This window comes from Sphingomonas sp. 10B4, assembly GCF_035019905.1.
Classification (GTDB): Bacteria; Pseudomonadota; Alphaproteobacteria; order Sphingomonadales; family Sphingomonadaceae; genus Sphingomonas; species Sphingomonas glacialis.
This window is the reverse complement of the sequence record NZ_JASJVC010000307.1, coordinates 1-272: the sequence shown is the minus strand read 5'-3', so window position 1 is coordinate 272 and position 272 is coordinate 1. Positions and strand designations below refer to the sequence as shown.

Below are 272 nucleotides of genomic sequence, written 5' to 3'. Positions count from 1 at the left end.
CTGCCGCCCCGGCCAACACGGTGGCCGCACCCGCAGGACTAATTTTGCTAATCGTCCCTGATTGCTGGTTCGCAAAAATGATATTGCCCGTTGCATCTACTGAGATGCCGTAAGATCTAGAGTCATTGCTCGGCACAGACACAGAACTGGCAATGCCGGTTGGTGTGATTTTAAGAATCGTATTCAGGTTAGAGGAATCTCTAGCTATCGTGTATAAATTACCCGTGCTATCAGCGGTTATACCCACGTAGATAACATCGGTATTTGTAATA

The 272-nt window shown here is 47.4% G+C and carries 1 protein-coding gene; it reads right to left on the bottom strand.

The annotated features are described in order from the left end of the window. Positions 1–247, bottom strand: a 247-nt coding sequence (locus QN347_RS19915) for a hypothetical protein (protein WP_323494417.1), incomplete at its 3' end; no start/stop codon positions are given. Positions 248–272 lie beyond the last annotated feature (25 nt).